General features: G+C 69.5%; 16 protein-coding genes. 11 read left to right on the top strand and 5 right to left on the bottom strand.

Annotation, left to right across the window (positions count from 1 at the left end; translation table 11 throughout):
- Positions 1-94 precede the first annotated feature (94 nt).
- From ACWF99_RS09565 to ACWF99_RS09555, 3 genes are all read left to right on the top strand, one after another.
- A complete protein-coding gene (locus ACWF99_RS09565) occupies positions 95-979 on the top strand; it encodes a serine hydrolase (RefSeq protein ID WP_378656261.1) in 885 nt (294 codons plus the stop codon).
- A 157-nt stretch (positions 980-1,136) separates the two neighbouring features.
- Positions 1,137-2,558, top strand: a complete 1,422-nt coding sequence (locus ACWF99_RS09560; protein ID WP_378627277.1) for an NAD(P)/FAD-dependent oxidoreductase — start codon at positions 1,137-1,139, stop codon at positions 2,556-2,558.
- A gap of 205 nt (positions 2,559-2,763) precedes the next feature.
- The gene (locus ACWF99_RS09555; RefSeq protein WP_378627276.1) at positions 2,764-3,543 is read left to right on the top strand and encodes a hypothetical protein; all 780 of its coding nucleotides are present in this window, start codon (positions 2,764-2,766) and stop codon (positions 3,541-3,543) included.
- Positions 3,544-3,604: 61 nt separating this feature from the next.
- Here the strand turns inward: ACWF99_RS09555 and ACWF99_RS09550 are convergent, their stop codons facing one another.
- The 4 genes from ACWF99_RS09550 to ACWF99_RS09535 form a co-directional block, all read right to left on the bottom strand.
- A complete protein-coding gene (locus ACWF99_RS09550) occupies positions 3,605-4,273 on the bottom strand; it encodes an urease accessory protein UreD (RefSeq protein WP_378627275.1) in 669 nt (222 codons plus the stop codon).
- Positions 4,263-4,970 carry an urease accessory protein UreG gene (gene ureG / locus ACWF99_RS09545; RefSeq protein ID WP_378627274.1) on the bottom strand — a complete coding sequence of 236 codons (708 nt, stop codon included), beginning with the start codon at positions 4,968-4,970 and terminating at the stop codon, positions 4,263-4,265. Before ureG ends, ACWF99_RS09550 begins: the two co-directional genes overlap by 11 nt.
- A gap of 30 nt (positions 4,971-5,000) precedes the next feature.
- Positions 5,001-5,651, bottom strand: a complete 651-nt coding sequence (locus tag ACWF99_RS09540) for an urease accessory protein UreF (RefSeq protein ID WP_452535602.1) — start codon at positions 5,649-5,651, stop codon at positions 5,001-5,003.
- Between the two features lie 106 nt (positions 5,652-5,757).
- Complete coding sequence (locus tag ACWF99_RS09535; RefSeq protein WP_378627271.1) at positions 5,758-7,245, bottom strand: MFS transporter; 1,488 nt, start codon at positions 7,243-7,245, stop codon at positions 5,758-5,760.
- A gap of 91 nt (positions 7,246-7,336) precedes the next feature.
- Here ACWF99_RS09535 and ACWF99_RS09530 point away from each other — a divergent pair, with 91 nt between their 5' ends.
- From ACWF99_RS09530 to ACWF99_RS09520, 3 genes are all read left to right on the top strand, one after another.
- Complete coding sequence (locus ACWF99_RS09530) at positions 7,337-8,008, top strand: TetR/AcrR family transcriptional regulator (protein WP_452535601.1); 672 nt, start codon at positions 7,337-7,339, stop codon at positions 8,006-8,008.
- 33 nt (positions 8,009-8,041) lie between these two features.
- Positions 8,042-9,013 carry a zinc-binding dehydrogenase gene (locus ACWF99_RS09525; RefSeq protein WP_452535600.1) on the top strand — a complete coding sequence of 324 codons (972 nt, stop codon included), beginning with the start codon at positions 8,042-8,044 and terminating at the stop codon, positions 9,011-9,013.
- Positions 9,014-9,163: 150 nt separating this feature from the next.
- Positions 9,164-9,841 (top strand): class I SAM-dependent methyltransferase, encoded by a 678-nt coding sequence (locus tag ACWF99_RS09520; protein WP_452535599.1) that lies wholly within the window; start codon positions 9,164-9,166, stop codon positions 9,839-9,841.
- Between the two features lie 20 nt (positions 9,842-9,861).
- Here the strand turns inward: ACWF99_RS09520 and ACWF99_RS09515 are convergent, their stop codons facing one another.
- The gene (locus ACWF99_RS09515; RefSeq protein WP_452535598.1) at positions 9,862-11,082 is read right to left on the bottom strand and encodes a DUF418 domain-containing protein; all 1,221 of its coding nucleotides are present in this window, start codon (positions 11,080-11,082) and stop codon (positions 9,862-9,864) included.
- A 207-nt stretch (positions 11,083-11,289) separates the two neighbouring features.
- On the opposite strand from ACWF99_RS09515, the gene ACWF99_RS09510 reads away from it, so the two are divergent.
- From ACWF99_RS09510 to ACWF99_RS09490, 5 genes are all read left to right on the top strand, one after another.
- A complete protein-coding gene (locus ACWF99_RS09510) occupies positions 11,290-12,276 on the top strand; it encodes a zinc-binding dehydrogenase (RefSeq protein WP_452535597.1) in 987 nt (328 codons plus the stop codon).
- A gap of 169 nt (positions 12,277-12,445) precedes the next feature.
- Positions 12,446-12,892, top strand: a complete 447-nt coding sequence (locus ACWF99_RS09505) for a PaaI family thioesterase (RefSeq protein ID WP_378627261.1) — start codon at positions 12,446-12,448, stop codon at positions 12,890-12,892.
- A gap of 21 nt (positions 12,893-12,913) precedes the next feature.
- The gene (locus ACWF99_RS09500) at positions 12,914-13,765 is read left to right on the top strand and encodes an alpha/beta fold hydrolase (RefSeq protein WP_452535596.1); all 852 of its coding nucleotides are present in this window, start codon (positions 12,914-12,916) and stop codon (positions 13,763-13,765) included.
- A gap of 89 nt (positions 13,766-13,854) precedes the next feature.
- Positions 13,855-15,078 (top strand): cytochrome P450 family protein, encoded by a 1,224-nt coding sequence (locus ACWF99_RS09495; protein ID WP_452535595.1) that lies wholly within the window; start codon positions 13,855-13,857, stop codon positions 15,076-15,078.
- Between the two features lie 301 nt (positions 15,079-15,379).
- Positions 15,380-16,501, top strand: a complete 1,122-nt coding sequence (locus ACWF99_RS09490) for an ABC transporter ATP-binding protein (RefSeq protein WP_378627256.1) — start codon at positions 15,380-15,382, stop codon at positions 16,499-16,501.
- The last annotated feature ends 20 nt before the right edge of the window (positions 16,502-16,521 follow it).

Raw genomic sequence — 16,521 nt, 5'->3', positions numbered from 1 at the left:
GGACAGCGTGCGTCTCGGCGGGGTTGTCGCGCCTGATGCCGGATTTGGGGTGAAGTAGTGCATTGCGGCGTCCGGTGTGCGAGTGTGGTCCATCGTGCGTGACCGTTCCCCCTCCACCCGTGTCGTTTCCCGAGTCGCAGCAACTGCCTGCCTCCTCGCCGCCGCGGCCGCCCTCACTCCGGGCGTCCCTGTCCTCACCGGTCCGGCCCATGCCGCGCCGCCCGCGCTGACCCAGGTGTCGGTGCCTGGATTCGACGCCGACCTGAGCTCCCGGATCGCCCGGGCCGACGCCTATCTCGCCGGCCGCCCCGGTGTGGTCGGCTACGTGCTGCGCGACCGCAAGACCGGTGGCATCTACGCCAACGAACACGCCGAGAACCAGGTCTGGACCGCGTCCACGATCAAGCTGGCCATCGCCGCCGACCTGCTCAACCGGGCCCGCGTCGGCGCCATCGGCCTGTCCCCCGAGGACCGCTTCAACATCGAGGCGATGCTGGCCACCTCCAACGACCACGCCACCGATGTGCTGTGGCAGAAGTACATCGGCTTCGACCGGATGGCCTACAACAACGCGTTCCGCGCCTACGGCATGGTCAGCCTGATCCCGCAGCCGACCACGACCGCCCTGTTCCCGGACTGGTCGTTCCAGAAGTGCACGGCCGCCGACCTGGATCGGCTGATGAACACCATCCTCGACACCATGCACCCCGACGATCTCGCCTACCTGCTCGACCGGATGCGCTCGGTCGACTCCAATCAGCACTGGGGCGTGTGGGGCGCGGGTGCGTCGATGCGGCCCGGCCTGAAGAACGGCTGGTCGGCCGAGGCCGACGGCTGGGTGGTCAACTCGGTCGGCGTCGCGGGCGCCGGTGAGCGGTACACGCTGTCGATCATGAACGCGCTCGGCGGAGCAGGCGGATACACCGACGGCGCCGAGACCGACACCCGGGTCGCCGAGATCCTTCTCGCAGGTCGCTGACTCGGCGCATCCCGTATCGTCGATCTTGTCGTTCGATGAGATACCGCGTCACACGCCGCTATCGGGTTCTTGTTGCGACGTCACAACCGGAGCCGACTACGGTTAACCCTGTCACCACCACCGCGGGGCCCACCCCAGTCTGTCGAGGAGCGCGACGATGAGCACTGAGTCTGTCGGGAAGCGGCACCACGTAGTGGTGATCGGTTCCGGGTTCGGCGGTTTGTTCGGCACCCGGCATCTGCGCCGAGCCGATGTCGACGTCACGCTCATCTCCAAGACGTCGACCCACCTGTTCCAGCCGCTGCTGTACCAGGTGGCCACCGGTATCCTCTCGACCGGCGAGATCGCCCCGGCCACGCGGCTGGTGCTGCGCAAGCAGAAGAACGCGCAGGTGCTGCTCGGCGACGTCGTCGACGTGGACCTGGCGAACAAGAAGGTCACCTCGCGACTACTCAACCGCGACACCGAAACCACCTACGACAGCCTGATCGTCGCCACCGGCGCCCAGCAGTCGTACTTCGGCAACGACCACTTCGCCACCTACGCGCCCGGCATGAAGACCATCGACGACGCGCTCGAGTTGCGGGCGCGCATCCTCGGCTCCTTCGAACAGGCGGAGCTGGCCACCACCCAGGAAGAGCGCGACCGGCTGATGACGTTCATCGTCGTCGGCGCGGGCCCGACCGGGGTGGAGCTGGCGGGGCAGATCGCCGAGCTCGCCGACCGCACCCTCGACGGCACCTTCCGCACCATCGACCCTCGCGACGCGCGCGTCATCCTGCTCGAGGGCGCCGGCGCGGTGCTCGGCCCGATGGGTCCCAAGCTGGGCGCCAAGGCGGCCAAGCGGCTCGAGAAGATGGGTGTGGAGATCCAGCTCAACGCCATGGTGACCGATGTCGACGCGCACGGCGTGATCGTCAAGGACGCCGACGGCAGCACCCGGCGCATCGAGGCCGTGTGCAAGGTGTGGTCGGCGGGCGTGCAGGCCAGCCCGCTGGGCAAGATGATCGCCGAGCGATCCGAGGGCACCGAGGTCGACCGGGCGGGGCGCGTCATCGTGGAGCCCGACCTCACCGTCAAGGGTCATCCGAACGTGTTCGTGGTCGGCGACCTGATGTCGGTGCCCGGCGTCCCGGGGCAGGCACAGGGCGCCATCCAGGGTTCGACCTACGCGGCCAAGGCGATCAAGGCCGGGCTGCACGGTCAGACGCCGGAGGAGCGCAAGCCGTTCAAGTACTTCAACAAGGGCTCGATGGCCACGATCTCGCGGTTCGACGCCGTCTGCCAGATCGGCAAGCTCGAGTTCAGCGGGTTCCTCGCCTGGCTCGCCTGGCTGGCCCTGCACCTGTACTACCTGGTCGGCTACCGCAGCCGAATCGTCACGGTGATCGGCTGGTTCGTGTCGTTCCTCGGCCGCAACCGCGGTCAGATGGCGGCGACCGAGCAGTGGATCTTCGCGCGGCTCGCGATCGAGGAGGTCAACGCCGATCAGGCGGAGGCCAAGGAACTCGCGGCCGACGTGGGCGCGCCGCCTGCCACCGCCGAACCGCTCACCGCGGAGCAGCGCAAGATCGGCTGACACAGCTCTACGCAGGCCGGGTGGTTCCGTCGAACCACCCGGCCTTTCGCGTGCCAGTTGCCTTTCCACGGACCGCTGTTGCGGGTTGCCGACGTTTCGGACCCATCCGAGTCGGGCGCCGGTCCGAATGTCGGAGGTCATATGTGTGACCAATCCCCAGGATGAAAGGTGATCTATGGCGACGGGGAAACACAGGGCGCCGAACTTGCAGCGACAGAAGGTAGGTTCGGTCGTCGCAGCCGGAGCGGTACCCCTGGTCATGGCCCTGATCGGCACGGGCACCGCGAATGCCGATCCCGCGCAAGCGGCGGTGACCCAGCCCGAGCATCAGCCCGGACCGGAGTTCGACGCGGTGGCGCCCAACGCCACCCCTTACGTGGGGCAGCCGATGCCCGCGAACACCCGCAGCTCGCTGCAGTGGTCGCGGACGGGGCCGGAAATGGATTACCTGTCCCCGGTGGGACCGCTGCACGCACCGACCGCGGTCGCGCCGGTGCCGCCGATCCTGCCACCGCCGGGCCAGTTCCGCTTCGGTGACCAGCAGGTTCCGGTGCCGGACTTCGTGCCGGTGGACACCTCGATCCAGATCAACGACGCCGCGGCCAACACCGAGGCCAACCTGGCGACATTCCTCGACTCGGTCGGGCTCGAGCGCAGCCGCTCGGACCGGATCGCTTCCGAGACCCTCGGTTCGGCGGCCAGGGGCGCCGCGGTCGGTTCCACCGTCGCGATCCCGTTCGCCATGATGGCGAGCACGGGTGGCGCGTTGGCGGGGCTCGTCGCCGGAATCCCGTTCGTGCCGATCGGTTTGGTCGCGGGTCCGATCCTGGGCGGCATGGCCGCGTACATGGCCGTGTCGATCCCCGTCACGGTCGTCGGCGCCGGTATCGGTGCGGCGGTGGGTGCGGCGAGCGGTTTCCTCGCGCCGCCGCGGGGGATGGTCCCCGAGGCCGCCGACAGCGAAGCCGAGCTCGTCAACGCTTGATCGAATTCCCAGCGGTGGGAGTCGGGCTCTTGCTGCCCGGCTCCCACCGCCTTTTCGTCAGCTATCCGGACGCGAACGCGAGCGCGCGCAGGCGGCTGCTCGTGCGGGTGGCGAGCGAGCCGCCCGCGGCCAGCGGCAGCCGAACCTCGTCCACGCTGCCCGACCAGGCAGGGCGATGGTCCGGGTAGACCAGTTCGCTGTCGAGCGCACGGGCCCCGCTCAGCCGATCGTCGGTCGACGAACCCGCTCCGAGCTCGAGCCGGTGCCGAAGCAGCGGCACGTCGCCCAGGTCGGCCAGCAGATCACCGCGCCACCCGCCGCCGTCCTCGCCGCTGCGGCCCACCTGCACCCGTTCCCGCAGCCGCAGCCGCGCGTCGGGCGCCACCTGGACCGTGGTCACCACCTGATGGTGTGCGCCACCGGCCACGATGGTGGGTTCCGGATCGAAATCCAGTTCGGCGCCTTCGCCGATGTCGAAACGCCAGTGCGCGTTCGACATCATGGTGTCCGCGCCCGGTAGGGCGATCGTCGCCGCCACCGAACGAACCACCAGCCGGGCGCCGGGGCGCACGACGATGGTGATGTCGAGTTCGTCCCCGCCGAGCGGGGTCGCCGCGGTACCGATCAGGTGCACGGTGTCGATACCGGTGTGCCGCCCGGCCAGGCCGCCGACCGCGTCGATGCGGGGCAGCCTGCCCGGTGCGGCGACGATGCTCAGTTCAGTGCGCAACGCCGGTGGCCGCGTCCTGTTCGGCGGCGACCCGCAGCTGCTCGCGCACCCAGGCCAGGACCGGGGTGGCGGCCGGGTCGTCGGTCAGCGAGACCAGGGCGGTGGGGCGGCCGTCGCGGACCTTGGCCGCGTCGCGCTCCATCACACCGAGGTCGGCGCCGACCAGTGGGGCGAGGTCGGTCTTGTTCACCACGAGCAGGTCGGAGAAGGTGACGCCGGGGCCGCCCTTGCGCGGCACCTTGTCGCCGCCGGCCACGTCGACGACGAAGATCTGCACATCGATCAGGCCCGACGAGAAGGTGGCCGTGAGATTGTCGCCGCCGGATTCCACCAGGATCAGGTCCAGTGGCGGATTGGCCGCGACGAGATCGTCGATGGCGTCGAGGTTGGCGGTGATGTCGTCGCGGATGGCGGTGTGCGGGCAGCCGCCGGTCTGCACGGCGGTGATCCGCTCGTCGGGCAGCACGGCGTGGCGGCGCAGGAAGTCCGCGTCCTCGGTGGTGTAGATGTCGTTGGTCAGCACCGCGAGGGACAGCTCGTCGCGCAGCTGCCTGCACAGAGCCGCCACCAGCGCGGTCTTGCCGGAGCCGACGGGGCCACCGATGCCGATGCGCAGCGCTTCACCGGCGGTGCGGTCGCGCTTGGGCCGGTCGTGGCTGTGATCGTGCGGTTCGCCATCGATCAGATGGGGAGGCATGGGGGCTCCATTCTTCTCGGAATCACGGGGTCAGGACGCGAACAACGGCATGTCGCGCTGGAGGTGGCGTTCGGCGAGGGCGTCCTGCAGTGGATCGGACAGGGCGGCGAGGCCGGCGGCGGCCTCGGCGGCGATCCGGTCGCACAGCGGTGCCAGGCGCACGGTGCTCGCGGCGATGGCGGCGGGATCGAGGGCGAGCAGTCGTTGCGCGGCGGTGGCGGCGCCGGTGAGCGTCGTGTAGACGACCACGCCCGCCAGCTGTTCGGTGCTCGCTCCGCTCGCGGCGCCGACCATGCCGAACACCGTCGACAGATGCGGGCGCGGACCTACCGCGGCCCAATCATGGTGCGGCCACAGCTGTTTGGCCAGGCGGAGCAGCCCACGGCCTTGCGCGCGCGACGCCGCTCGCGCGGCGGGCGAGGGCGTGCGGGCGTCGGCTTCGAGCTCGGCGCGTTCGGGCGTGAGCGCTGCGCCGCACACTGCGGCGGCCAGCGACGCGCTGACCAGTCCCGAGGTCGATATCCGGCGCCGCAGATACAGCTCCACGCTCGCGTTGTCGCGCAGCAACCCCGATGACACCGCTTCCTCGACGCCGCCGGAGTGCACGTGTCCACCGATGGGCAGGCGCGAATCGGCCAGGGCGAGCAATGTCGCCAGTCCCGCCGCACCCTCGTTTCGCATCCGCCGATCCTATGCAACGAACCTGGACGTCTGCCCGGTGAGGCCGCCCGGCCCGGCACACCGTGGCGGCGATCACGCCGCCCGGTGGTCGTGACCGGCGGGCGATTCAGCGCGCGTCGGTGGTCGTCGTATCGGTGCGAGCCGAGCGCCAGGCCAGTACCGCCATCGCGATCAGCAGCAGCGCGCCGCCCGCGGTCGCGACGTGCATGCCGCTGACGAAGGATTCGCGGGCCGCGTGGATCAGCCCGTCGTCGCCGGCGGACTCCAGGAGGGTGTCGCCCAGGGTCTCGCCGAAGTCGCCGCCGGAACGGAACACCAGCGCGGCCACCGAGCCGAGCAGGGCGAGACCGAGCGCGTTGCCGAGTTCGAAACTCGTTTCGGAGATCCCGACCGCCGAACCCGCCCGCTCGGCGGGCACCGCCGACACCGCGACATCCGACACCAGGGTGAACGAGAAGCCGTACCCGATACCGGCGATCACCGAGCCCGCGATGTACCAGCCGAGACCGCCGTCGACACCGACGCCGAGCAGCATCAGGTTGCCGATGGCCGACAGCAGGAGCGCGAGCGTGAACGTCGCCCGCACGCCGAGCCGCAGCCCGAGCCGCGCGCCGCTCATCGAGCACACGAACACCGCGATCGCCATCGGAATGCCGAGCAGCGCGGCGGCCAGCGGGTCACGCCCGGTGACCGACTGCAGGTAGATGCTGGTCAGGTAACTCAGCGCGGCGAGCGACATCATGCCCGCCATGCTGGCCCCGATCGCCACCCGGAACAGCGGCCGCGTGAACAGCGACAGGTCGAGCAGCGGTTCCGTGAGATGCCGCTGCCTGCGCACGAACAGCACGAGCAGCCCGACGCCGATCATGGCAATCACCAGCGACACCGCGTCGAGGCCTTCGGCGGCGATGTGTTTGATGCCGTAGATCAACGGCAGGATGCCGCCGATCGACAGCGCGACGCTGGGCAGATCGATCGGTCCCAGCGCGGCGGAGCGATGTTCGGGCAGCAGGATCGGCCCGAAGATCAGCAGAATCGCCAGTACCGGGATGTTGATCAGGAATACCGAGCCCCACCAGAAGTGGTGCAGCAGGACACCGCCGATGATCGGCCCGACCGCCGAACCACCGGCGAAGAACGCGGTCCAGATACCGATCGCGGTGGCCCGTTGCCGGGTGTCGGGGAACAGGGTGGAGATCAGCGCCAGGCTCGACGGCAGCAGCGTCGCACCGCCGATGCCCATGAGTACGCGGGCCGCGATGAGGATCGGCGCGGTGGGCGCGAACGCGGCGAGCACCGACGCGACACCGAAGATGGCGGCGCCGGCGAGCAGGATGTTGCGTCGGCCGATCCGATCGCCGAGGTTGCCCATGGTGATGAGCAGACCCGCGAGCATGAACCCGTAGATGTCGAGGATCCAGAGTTGTTGCGACGCGGTGGGATCCAGGTCGGCCGTGAGGGTCGGCATGGCCAGAAAGAGCACCGAGATGTCCATCGACACCAGCAGCACCGGCAGCAGCAGCACGCCCAATCCGAGCCATGCGCGGCGTCCACCGGCGACTGCGGTGGGCACCGCCGGTTCCAGCTTCGTCATTCCGACATCCTTCCGAGGTTGTGCGTACGCCGTACGCGAGAGCTGAGTACAGTGTACGCATGAAGGTTGTATTACGAAAGCGAGTCATGGGATGACCGAGACGAAGCTCACCCGCACGGCGATCGTCGACGCCGCGATCTCCCTCGCCGACGCCGACGGACTCGACGCGGTGTCGATGCGCCGCATCGCCGACCGCCTCGATGTGGGCACCATGTCGCTGTATCGGCACGTGGCGAACAAGGACGAACTCATCGCGGCCATGACCGACGAGATCGCCGCCCGGCACCCCTACCCCGAACCGGCCGGTCGCGGGTGGACGTGGCGCGACCGGGTGCGCATCGCCGCGGAGATCGATTGGGAGCTCTATCAGCAGCATCCCTGGGTGCTGCTCACTTTCGCGGTCCCCCGCTACAGCTTCGGCCCGCAGGGCCTGACCAGCCTGGCATGGCTGGTCGAGGGCCTGCGCGAACTCGGCGTGACCGCCCGTGAGGCCACCACGATGGGATTCTCCGTCTGGAACTACATCTCCGGCGCCAGCTTGCCGGTGGTCGGCGGCGCACTGCTCGCCGAGAAGCGCACCGCCACCGACGACACCAACGGCCTGCGCGATCTCCTCGAGGGCAAACCCTCCTCCCCCGTCCCGCCGGCGCTGGCCGATCTCGAAGGCGCCGGGGTGAGCGACCTGACCTCCGAGGACCTGCTGTTCCTCGGTCTCGAAGCGCTCTGCGACGGTTTCGCCGCGCGGGCCGCCCGTCACGCTTGACCTCGAGCACCGTTCAGGTTGAACACTGACGTCATGCATGCGATTCAGCTCCACGAGTTCGGTCCCGCCGAGAACCTGCGCTACGAGTCGATCCCGGATCCGACACCGGGCCCGGGTCAGGTGCGCATCGAGGTGGCGGCCTGCGGTGTCCATCTCGTCGATACCGCGTTACGCCGTGGTGAGCCGGGCCCGTTCCCGGCGCCCGCGCTGCCGACGGTCCCCGGCCGCGAGGTCGCCGGGGTCGTGGACCGCGTCGGCGACGGCGTTGACCGCGCCCTGCTCGGTACGCGCGTCGTCGCCCACCTGGGCACCGCACCGGGTGGCTATGCCGAGCTCGCGGTCACCGAAGCCGAACGCCTCCTTGCCATTCCGGACGGCGTGAGCTTCAGCGCCGCCGTGGCGATGGTCGGCACCGGTCGCACGGCGCTCGGCATTCTCCAGTTCACCGATCTCGATGCCGACAGCGTCGCGGTGGTGACCTCGGCCGCCGGCGGGATCGGCACCCTGCTGGTCCAGTACGCCGTCGCCGCGGGCGCCACGGTGGTCGCGCTCGCGGGTGGACCGGACAAGGTGGCCATGGTGCGCGCCAACGGCGCCGATATCGCGGTCGACTACACGCTGCCGGATTGGCCGGCGAAGGTGCGCGCCCAGCTGGGTGGTCGGGCCGTGACCGTCGTGTTCGACGGCGTCGGCGGACCCGTCGCCGAAGCCGCCGTCGACCTGCTCGGCCCCGGCGGCGCCCATCTGGTCTTCGGCTGGTCGGCCGGTGCTCCGGCACAGGTGGACACCGCCGGGCGCGGCATCACCTCCGAAACCGTGCTCGGCCCGCCGATGATCCAGCGGGCGGGCGGTGACCTGCGCGTCCTGTCCGAACGCGCACTCGCCGGCGCGGGCACTGGCTTGTTCCGCCCCGCGGTGACCGAATTTCCCTTGGCCGAGGCCGCCACCGCCCATCACGCTCTCGAATCCCGTGCCACCACAGGCAAAGTCGTGTTGATCCCCTGACAGGTCGAGATCATCGGGCTCCGGTGGTGGTGATCCGGTCGGTATCTCCGGCAACCTGGGCCTGATGATCAACCGACCAGCTCAGCGGTCGTCGGGCGCGTCCCCGAATGTCGGGCGACGAGCCGACCGTCGGTGGTGAAGACTGGACCTATGACCGACGCGCAGCCGTCCGCCGATCGTCGCCTCGCCGCTCAGGCGCTGGCCGCGAACGATCCGACCGGATGGTTCGAACCGCTCTACGCCGAGGCCGCCGCGGGGACCTCGGTGGTTCCGTGGGATCGCGACGTCCCCAATCCCCTGCTGGTCGACTGGCTCCGCACCGCCACCCTGCCCCAGGGAGCGCGGGCCGTGCTGATCGGCTGCGGATACGGCATCGACGCCGAATTCGTTGCTTCCCAAGGCATCCGAACCACCGCCTTCGACATCTCCCCCACCGCGATCCGTGGCGCCCGCGCTCGTTTCCCGCATTCGCCCGTCACCTACAAGGTTGCCGACCTCCTCCACCCGCCGCCGACCTGGCGCCACGCCTTCGACCTGGTCATCGAGTCGATCACCGTTCAATCCCTGCCCCTGGACGTCCGCACCCACGCCATCACGGGTATCCGAGACCTCCTCGCGCCCGACGCGACCCTGCTCGTGATCGCCGACATCAGCCAGACCCCCGCCACCACCGGCCCGCCGTGGCCGCTCACCCGCGCCGATATCGACTCTTTCACCGCTCCCGACCTGACCCTGGTCCGGGTGGAAACCATCTCCCGTGCCGACGCCTCAGGTCTGCACCGCTGGCGGGCGGAGTTCCACCGCCCGCCGCAGCCTGCCGCCGGCTGACAGAGCGCCGAGTCGGCGGCTCAGGCGCCGGGCGGAGCATTCTGCACGGCAGGGCGCCGCCACGCCGGGACGGTCAGGTAGGTCGCGGCGCGCAGCAACCACTCCACCGGACCGTACGAATGACCGCGCAGCCACCAGGTGCTGAACGCGAGCTGGGCGGCGAAGGTGAGCAGGGCGATCGCGACGACGCCCAGGGGTGCGATGTCATCGGCGAGGGCGAGGCCGTATCCGGTGTAGACGAGCATCAGCACCACGGATTGCCCGATGTAGTTGGTGGCGGCCATGCGCCCGGCCGGGGCGAGCAGGGCGGTGTAGCGGCCCAGGCGTGCGGACTGCGCGGCTAGCAGGATCGCGGCGACATAGGCGAACGTCATGAACGGGTTCACCAGCATTTGCAGGCCGTGGATCACCGCGGGGGCGTGCCACCAGGTCATCGACTCTGCGAAGGTCATCGCCGAGATCGGCAGGCCGATGCCGAAGCCGATCACCAGTGCGCGAAAGGACCAGCGGCGCAGCGTATCCGGATCCGCGAACAGGTTTCGTTTGCCCGCCGCCATGCCGATCAGGAACATCGCCAGGCTCGGCACGCCCTGACCGAACCAGATCAGCAGCAGGAACACCGGCGCGAGCGCCGTCTGCGCGGAGAACGTCGACCCGAAGTCGGCGGTGTAGTCGGCCGATATCGCGGGCAGGTCGACGAACTCGCCGAACGCGAGAAGACCGGCGCTGCCCGGCAGGAAGCTCCACGCCGACCACACCGCGTACAGCACCACCGCGGTGATCACCGCGGTCCGCGGCCGCACTTTGCGCAGCGCGATGAGGGTCAGGCACAGGAACGCGTAGAGGGTGAGGATGTCCCCGATCCACAGCAGATAGACGTGGACGAGTCCGATCGCCATCAGCGCGGCACACCGCCGCAGCAACCGCCGCACCGGCGAAGCCCCCGCACGCTGGGCCGCCGCGATCTGCAACGTGAACGAGTACCCGAACAGAAACGCGAACAGCAGGTAGAACCGCCCGGCGAACAGCGCGTCGACGGTGGCTCGTACCAGCAGGTCGACGGTGCCGCCGAAGCGCAGTACCGGATCCTCGCGCGTGCCTACCACCGACCACAGCGAGGTCGCCACGACCACGTTGGTGATCAGGATCCCGAACAGGGCGAACCCCCGCAGGATGTCGACCTCGGCGATACGCGATCCGGATCGCACTGCGGGCGAGCGTGTTCCGAGCGCGTCTGCCATGCACCGAGGGTACGCACGCCACCCGGTCACATTCGTCCACCGTGCGAGCTATTTTCACGCGCTGTCGGAGTGACCCGCTCTCAGCCCTGCGAGGTATTGACAGCCGGGCCCGAGCAGGGGCATCCCTGAGCCACCCGAGACCGCCACGGTGCCACAATGGAGCACGATCACGCTCGGCAGGGACTCGCAACCACCACGGAGGCGGACATGCAGGCAGTTGTCATCGACGAATTCGGCGAACCGAAGGATGTGCTCACCGCACAGCAGGTGCCCACCCCGGAGCCCGGGACGGGTGAGGTGCGGATCGCGACGTCGCTGTCGCCGATCCACAATCACGATCTGGCGATCATCCGCGGCGTCTACGGCTATCGGCCGCCGCTGCCCGCGATCCCCGGAACCGAGGCCGCCGGCGTCGTCGACGCGGTCGGCCCCGGCGTCGACGCACTCCAGGTCGGTCAGCGGGTGGCGATCGCCGGTGTCCGTGGCGCCTGGGCGGATTCCTTCGTCGCCCGCGCCGAGCAAGCGGTACCGATGCCGGATTCCGTGCCCGACGAGACCGCCTGCCAGCTGCTCGCCATGCCGCTGAGCGCCCTGATGCTGCTCGACGATCTACAGGTGCGAGCCGGTGAGTGGATCGTGGTGAACGCCGCCAACGGCGCGGTCGGTCGCCTGGTCAACCTGTTCGCGAAGGAACGCGGAGTGCGGGTGCTGAGCCTGGTCCGCGGGCAGTCGTCGGTGCAGGCGCTGGAAAAGCTCGGCTACGGTCCCGTGCTCGACACCGAATCGGTGGGCTGGCTCGCCACCGGTGCCGACATCACCGGTGGCGAACCGATCGTGCGCGCCGTCGACCAGGTCAGCGGTCCGGCCGCGGGCGATCTGATGGCGCTGCTCGCCCCGCGCGGTGAACTGATCTCCTTCGGCGCGCTGTCGGGCAAACCGCTGATCATCGACACCGGCGCCGTCATCTTCAAACAGGCTGTGGTGAAAGGGTTCTGGGGCCAGCAGCGCAGTTCCGACATCGACCGCGCCGATTACGTCCGGTTGATCACCGAACTCGTCACCCTCGCCGCCAACGGCACCCTGCGGCTGGATGTCCAGGCCGATTTCGCGCTCGCGCAGGCCGCCGAGGCCGCGGTGGTGTCGGAAACTCCCGGCCGCAACGGCAAAGTGGTCCTGCACGCCGGAACTCGCTGAGCGCTCGGCCGGGCGGGTGCACGCGCCACTCGCCCGGCCGAACTCTTTCCGGACTCCCAACAGCAGGCGAAATTTCCGCGATGGGCTGTTCCCGCGCGCCGCCAGCGGGCAGGATTCGCCGCAGGAGGAGCGGCGACGCCGCGCCGCTGCCGAGCAGAGAACTGAGCCGATGACCGCAGCACAGGCCCCCAATCCCGACTTCGCACAGCTGGTTCCCAGTGTTGTGCTGTCCATGCCCGCCGCCGCGCACCTGGGTTTCCACTTCAGCCGGGTCGAGCCCGGCGATGTCGAGATCGTGCAACCACACCGGCGCGAACTCACCCAGCACGACGGCTATTTCCAGGGCGGGGTCCTCGGCTCGCTCGCCGATTTCGCCGCCGGTTCGGCCGCGGGCACGCTGCTGCCCGCAGGCTGGGTGAACATGACCATCGACTACACCGTGAAGATTCTCGCGCCCGCCAAAGGCCCGAACGTGGTCGCCCGCGGCCGGGTGATCAAGCCCGGCGCACTGCTCACGATCGCCGCGGCCGAGGTGTTCTCGGTGGAGGAGACCGGCGAAGTCCTGTGTGCCACCGCCCTGGTGACGATGCGCAACGTCCGCCTCGCGGCGGCCTGAGCACCGGCGGCGAGTGACCTCATGCCGATCATTCAGATCGACAGTGTTCCGATCTCCTACACCGACACCGGCGCTCCCGCGGGCAAACCGGGCGCCGCCACCGTGGTCTTCGGCCACGGATTGCTGTTCGGTGGCTGGATGTTTCGCGCCCAGCTCGCGGCCCTGCAACGCGACCACCGGTGCGTCACCCTCGACTGGCGCGGCCAGGGCGATACCCCACCCACCGCCGGCGGCTATGACATGGACACTCTCGCCGCCGATGCGGTAGGCGTGATTCGCGCTCTCGACGCGGGCCCCGTGCACTGGGTCGGGCTGTCCATGGGTGGCTTCGTCGGCCAACGATTGGCCGCCAGGCACGGCGAACTCCTGCGATCGCTCACCCTCCTGGACACCAGCGCTCGCGCCGAGGATCCCGCCAAGATCGGCGAATACCACCGTCTGGCCCTGGCAGTGCGCTGGCTCGGCATCCGCCCCATCGCCGGCCGGGTGGCCACGCACCTGTTCGGGCCCGCCTTCCTGGCTTCCCCCACCGGCAGGGAAGTCGTTCGCGAGTGGTCGCGTCGCCTGACCGCGATCGACCGTGTCGGTACACGAAACGCCGTCCACGGTGTCACCGAACGTGGCGCCGTCGACGGCGAACTCCCGGCGATCACCGTTGCCACCCAGATCATCGTCGGCGAGGACGACGCCGCGACCCCGCTCCCGCATGCCCGCCACATCGCCTCGCTCATCCCGCATGCCCGGCTCCACACGATCCCCGCGTGCGGTCACTCGAGTTCCCTCGAACAACCGGAGACCGTCACCGAGCTCCTGCGGGATTTCCTGGCATCGGTCGAGTCGAGTACCTCGACGGCGGAGCCACACCCCACCTGATCGCGAATTCGCGTTCGTCACAGGGTGTTCCGTGGTGCCGGTATTCACGGTCGATGCGCGCTGGGCCCGGCGCGGGTACCGTCGATTCGATGGCCGACCTCACCGCTTCCGCCCCAGTCGAGTCCATCGGCGCCGACTTCTTCGACGATCCGCACGCGCAGTACCGCCGGTGGCGGGCCGAGGGTCCCGTCCATCGGGTTCGCTTCCCCGACGATGTCGTCCGCTGGGTGGTCGTCGGCTATCCCGAAGCCAAGATCGCGCTCGCCGACCCGCGCTTGCGCAAGGATGTCGTGCGGATCGACGTGATCCTGCACACCAAGCGGGAGACCACGGCGACGGACCCGAATATCGTCGCGCTCCTGAGCCATATGCTCGGCACCGACCCGCCCGCGCACACCCGCTTGCGCAAGCTCGTGAACAAGGCTTTCACCAGCCGCCAGGTCGCCCTGCTGCGACCACGTATCGAGCAGATCACCGCGTCGCTGCTGGACGCGATGGGTGATCGCGACGAGGTCGATCTGATGAACGATTTCGCCAATCCCCTTCCGGTGACGGTGATCTGCGAGCTGCTCGGTGTCCCGTTCGAGGATCGCGCGGATTTCCAAGCCTGGACCAAGGCCCTGGTCACGGTGGTGGGCGAGGGCGAGCAGGACGAGCGTCCCGCCGCGTCGGCCGCGATGGTCGGCTATCTCGCGAAGCTGGTGCGCACCAAGCAGTCCGCGCCCGCCGAGGATCTGCTGTCCCAGCTGGTCCTCGCGGACGACGAGGGCGATCGGCTCACCGATCAGGAGCTGGTGTCGATGGCGTTCCTGCTGCTGGTCGCGGGCCACGAGACCACGGTGAACCTCATCGGCAACGGCGTCCTGGCCCTGCTCCGCCACCCCGAACAGTGGCAGGCCCTGCGCGCCGACCCCACCGGTGTCCCCGCCGCGATCGAGGAATTCCTGCGCTTCGACGGCCCCGTCGACATGGCCACCGCCCGCTACACCGCGGAACCGGTCACGCTGGGCGACACCGAGATCCCCGCGGGCGAGATCGTCTACGTCGCCCTCTCGGCCGCCAACCGCGACCCCGCCCGCTTCGCCTCCCCCGACACCCTCGCCACCGACACCCCCACCGCCGGCCACCTCGCCTTCGGCCACGGCATCCATTTCTGCGTCGGTGCCCCCTTGGCCCGCGTAGAAGCCGAAATCGCCTTCACCGCTCTCCTGCACCGCTACCCCGACCTGACCCTCGCCCCCACCGCCGACCTCCGCTGGCAAACCAGCACCCTCATCCGAGGCCTACTCGAACTACCGGTCCGGCTGCGCTGAGGTCTCGGCTGGTATCTGATTCGCACCACGCCTACCTGCGAGAACACGGTGGTCGGAACTCGATGATCCACCGTCCGAAAAGAGCACTGACCGCCACCACGATGGAGATCCACGCCCCGGGGCGGAGCTCTCCACCATCGGCCGATCACCCGGTGACAGCCTCGCCGAACCCCACCAACGTCTGACGAGCACGACGAGCACGATGGTGCGGTTCGTGCGTCGGTGGGGTCGAGATGATTGGACCGATCGACGTTCACTATCGCCCCGGCACGGGGGCCGTGGCGGGCTCGACACTGGGCGCATGGCACGACTGCAGATCGAAGCGGTGTCGAAGAAGTTCGATGCCGAGTACGCGGTGCGCGAGGTGAGTCTCGACATCGCCGATGGTGAGTTCATGGTGTTGCTGGGGCCCAGTGGCTGCGGCAAGTCCACGTTGTTGCGGATGATCGCGGGGCTGGAGGAGCCGAGCGCGGGGCGGATTCTGGTGGGCGACGTCGACGTGACGGACGCGGCGCCACAGCGGCGGGATCTGGCGATGGTGTTCCAGAGTTACGCGCTGTATCCGCATCTATCGGTGGCGCGCAACATCGGGTTCCCGTTGCGGGCGCGGCGCAGGCCGCGCGCGGAGATCGCGCAGCGGGTCGCCGAGGTGTCGGCGACGCTGGAGATCTCGGCGCTGCTCGAGCGTCGCCCGGTCGCCCTGTCCGGCGGACAGCGGCAACGAGTCGCGCTGGCACGCGCCATGGTTCGCGATCCCGGCGCGTTCCTGATGGACGAACCGCTGTCGAACCTCGACGCGAAACTGCGCAGCGCGACCCGCGCCGAACTGATCGCGCTGCACCAGCGCCTCGGCGCGACCTTCCTCTACGTCACCCACGATCAGGTCGAGGCGATGACGATGGCGACGCGCATCGCGCTGCTCAACCAGGGCCGCATCGAACAGTGCGGCACCCCGGAGGAGCTCTACGATCGCCCGCGCTCGACCTTCGTCGCCGGCTTCCTCGGCTCACCGCCGATGAACCTGTTCCCCGCCGTCGTCACCGCGAGCGACGGCCATATGACGGTGATGGCCGACGGCATCGATGCCGCGCTGGACATCACCGAGGATTCCGGCGACGCCACCGCCGTCGTCGCCGGAATCCGCCCGGAACGCCTGCGGATCGACGACACCTCGACCGATGTCCGGGGGCGGGTACGGATGGTCGAGAACCTCGGCAGCGAAGAACTCGTGCACCTCGAGTCCGGCCTCTGTGTGCGCGCGGCCCGTCCGGCCGGTGTCCGGGTGGGCGAGGACATCGCCTGCCGCGTCGACCCCGCCGACATCCACCTGTTCGACCCCGACACCGGCCTGCGGCTGACGTGGCAAGCGCCCAGCTCCCTCGCGGAACCGGCCGTCGACGCGGCCGCGATCCCCGTCCCCTGATTTCGGCACCACCCCGATGA

This window comes from Nocardia sp. NPDC055002 (assembly GCF_053608825.1).
The sequence above is the reverse complement of the archived record's forward strand: the minus strand, read 5'-3'. Positions and strand labels throughout refer to the sequence as shown.

Coding starts and splice junctions, on each gene's coding strand:
- ACWF99_RS09560 (WP_378627277.1), top strand. CDS start 1,137: ATGAGCACTGAGTCTGTCGGGAAGCGGCACCACGTAGTGGTGATCGGT.
- ureG (WP_378627274.1), bottom strand. CDS start 4,970: ATGCCTCCCCATCTGATCGATGGCGAACCGCACGATCACAGCCACGAC.
- ACWF99_RS09540 (WP_452535602.1), bottom strand. CDS start 5,651: ATGCGAAACGAGGGTGCGGCGGGACTGGCGACATTGCTCGCCCTGGCC.
- ACWF99_RS09535 (WP_378627271.1), bottom strand. CDS start 7,245: ATGACGAAGCTGGAACCGGCGGTGCCCACCGCAGTCGCCGGTGGACGC.
- ACWF99_RS09530 (WP_452535601.1), top strand. CDS start 7,337: ATGACCGAGACGAAGCTCACCCGCACGGCGATCGTCGACGCCGCGATC.
- ACWF99_RS09525 (WP_452535600.1), top strand. CDS start 8,042: ATGCATGCGATTCAGCTCCACGAGTTCGGTCCCGCCGAGAACCTGCGC.
- ACWF99_RS09520 (WP_452535599.1), top strand. CDS start 9,164: ATGACCGACGCGCAGCCGTCCGCCGATCGTCGCCTCGCCGCTCAGGCG.
- ACWF99_RS09515 (WP_452535598.1), bottom strand. CDS start 11,082: ATGGCAGACGCGCTCGGAACACGCTCGCCCGCAGTGCGATCCGGATCG.
- ACWF99_RS09510 (WP_452535597.1), top strand. CDS start 11,290: ATGCAGGCAGTTGTCATCGACGAATTCGGCGAACCGAAGGATGTGCTC.
- ACWF99_RS09505 (WP_378627261.1), top strand. CDS start 12,446: ATGACCGCAGCACAGGCCCCCAATCCCGACTTCGCACAGCTGGTTCCC.
- ACWF99_RS09500 (WP_452535596.1), top strand. CDS start 12,914: ATGCCGATCATTCAGATCGACAGTGTTCCGATCTCCTACACCGACACC.
- ACWF99_RS09495 (WP_452535595.1), top strand. CDS start 13,855: ATGGCCGACCTCACCGCTTCCGCCCCAGTCGAGTCCATCGGCGCCGAC.
- ACWF99_RS09490 (WP_378627256.1), top strand. CDS start 15,380: ATGGCACGACTGCAGATCGAAGCGGTGTCGAAGAAGTTCGATGCCGAG.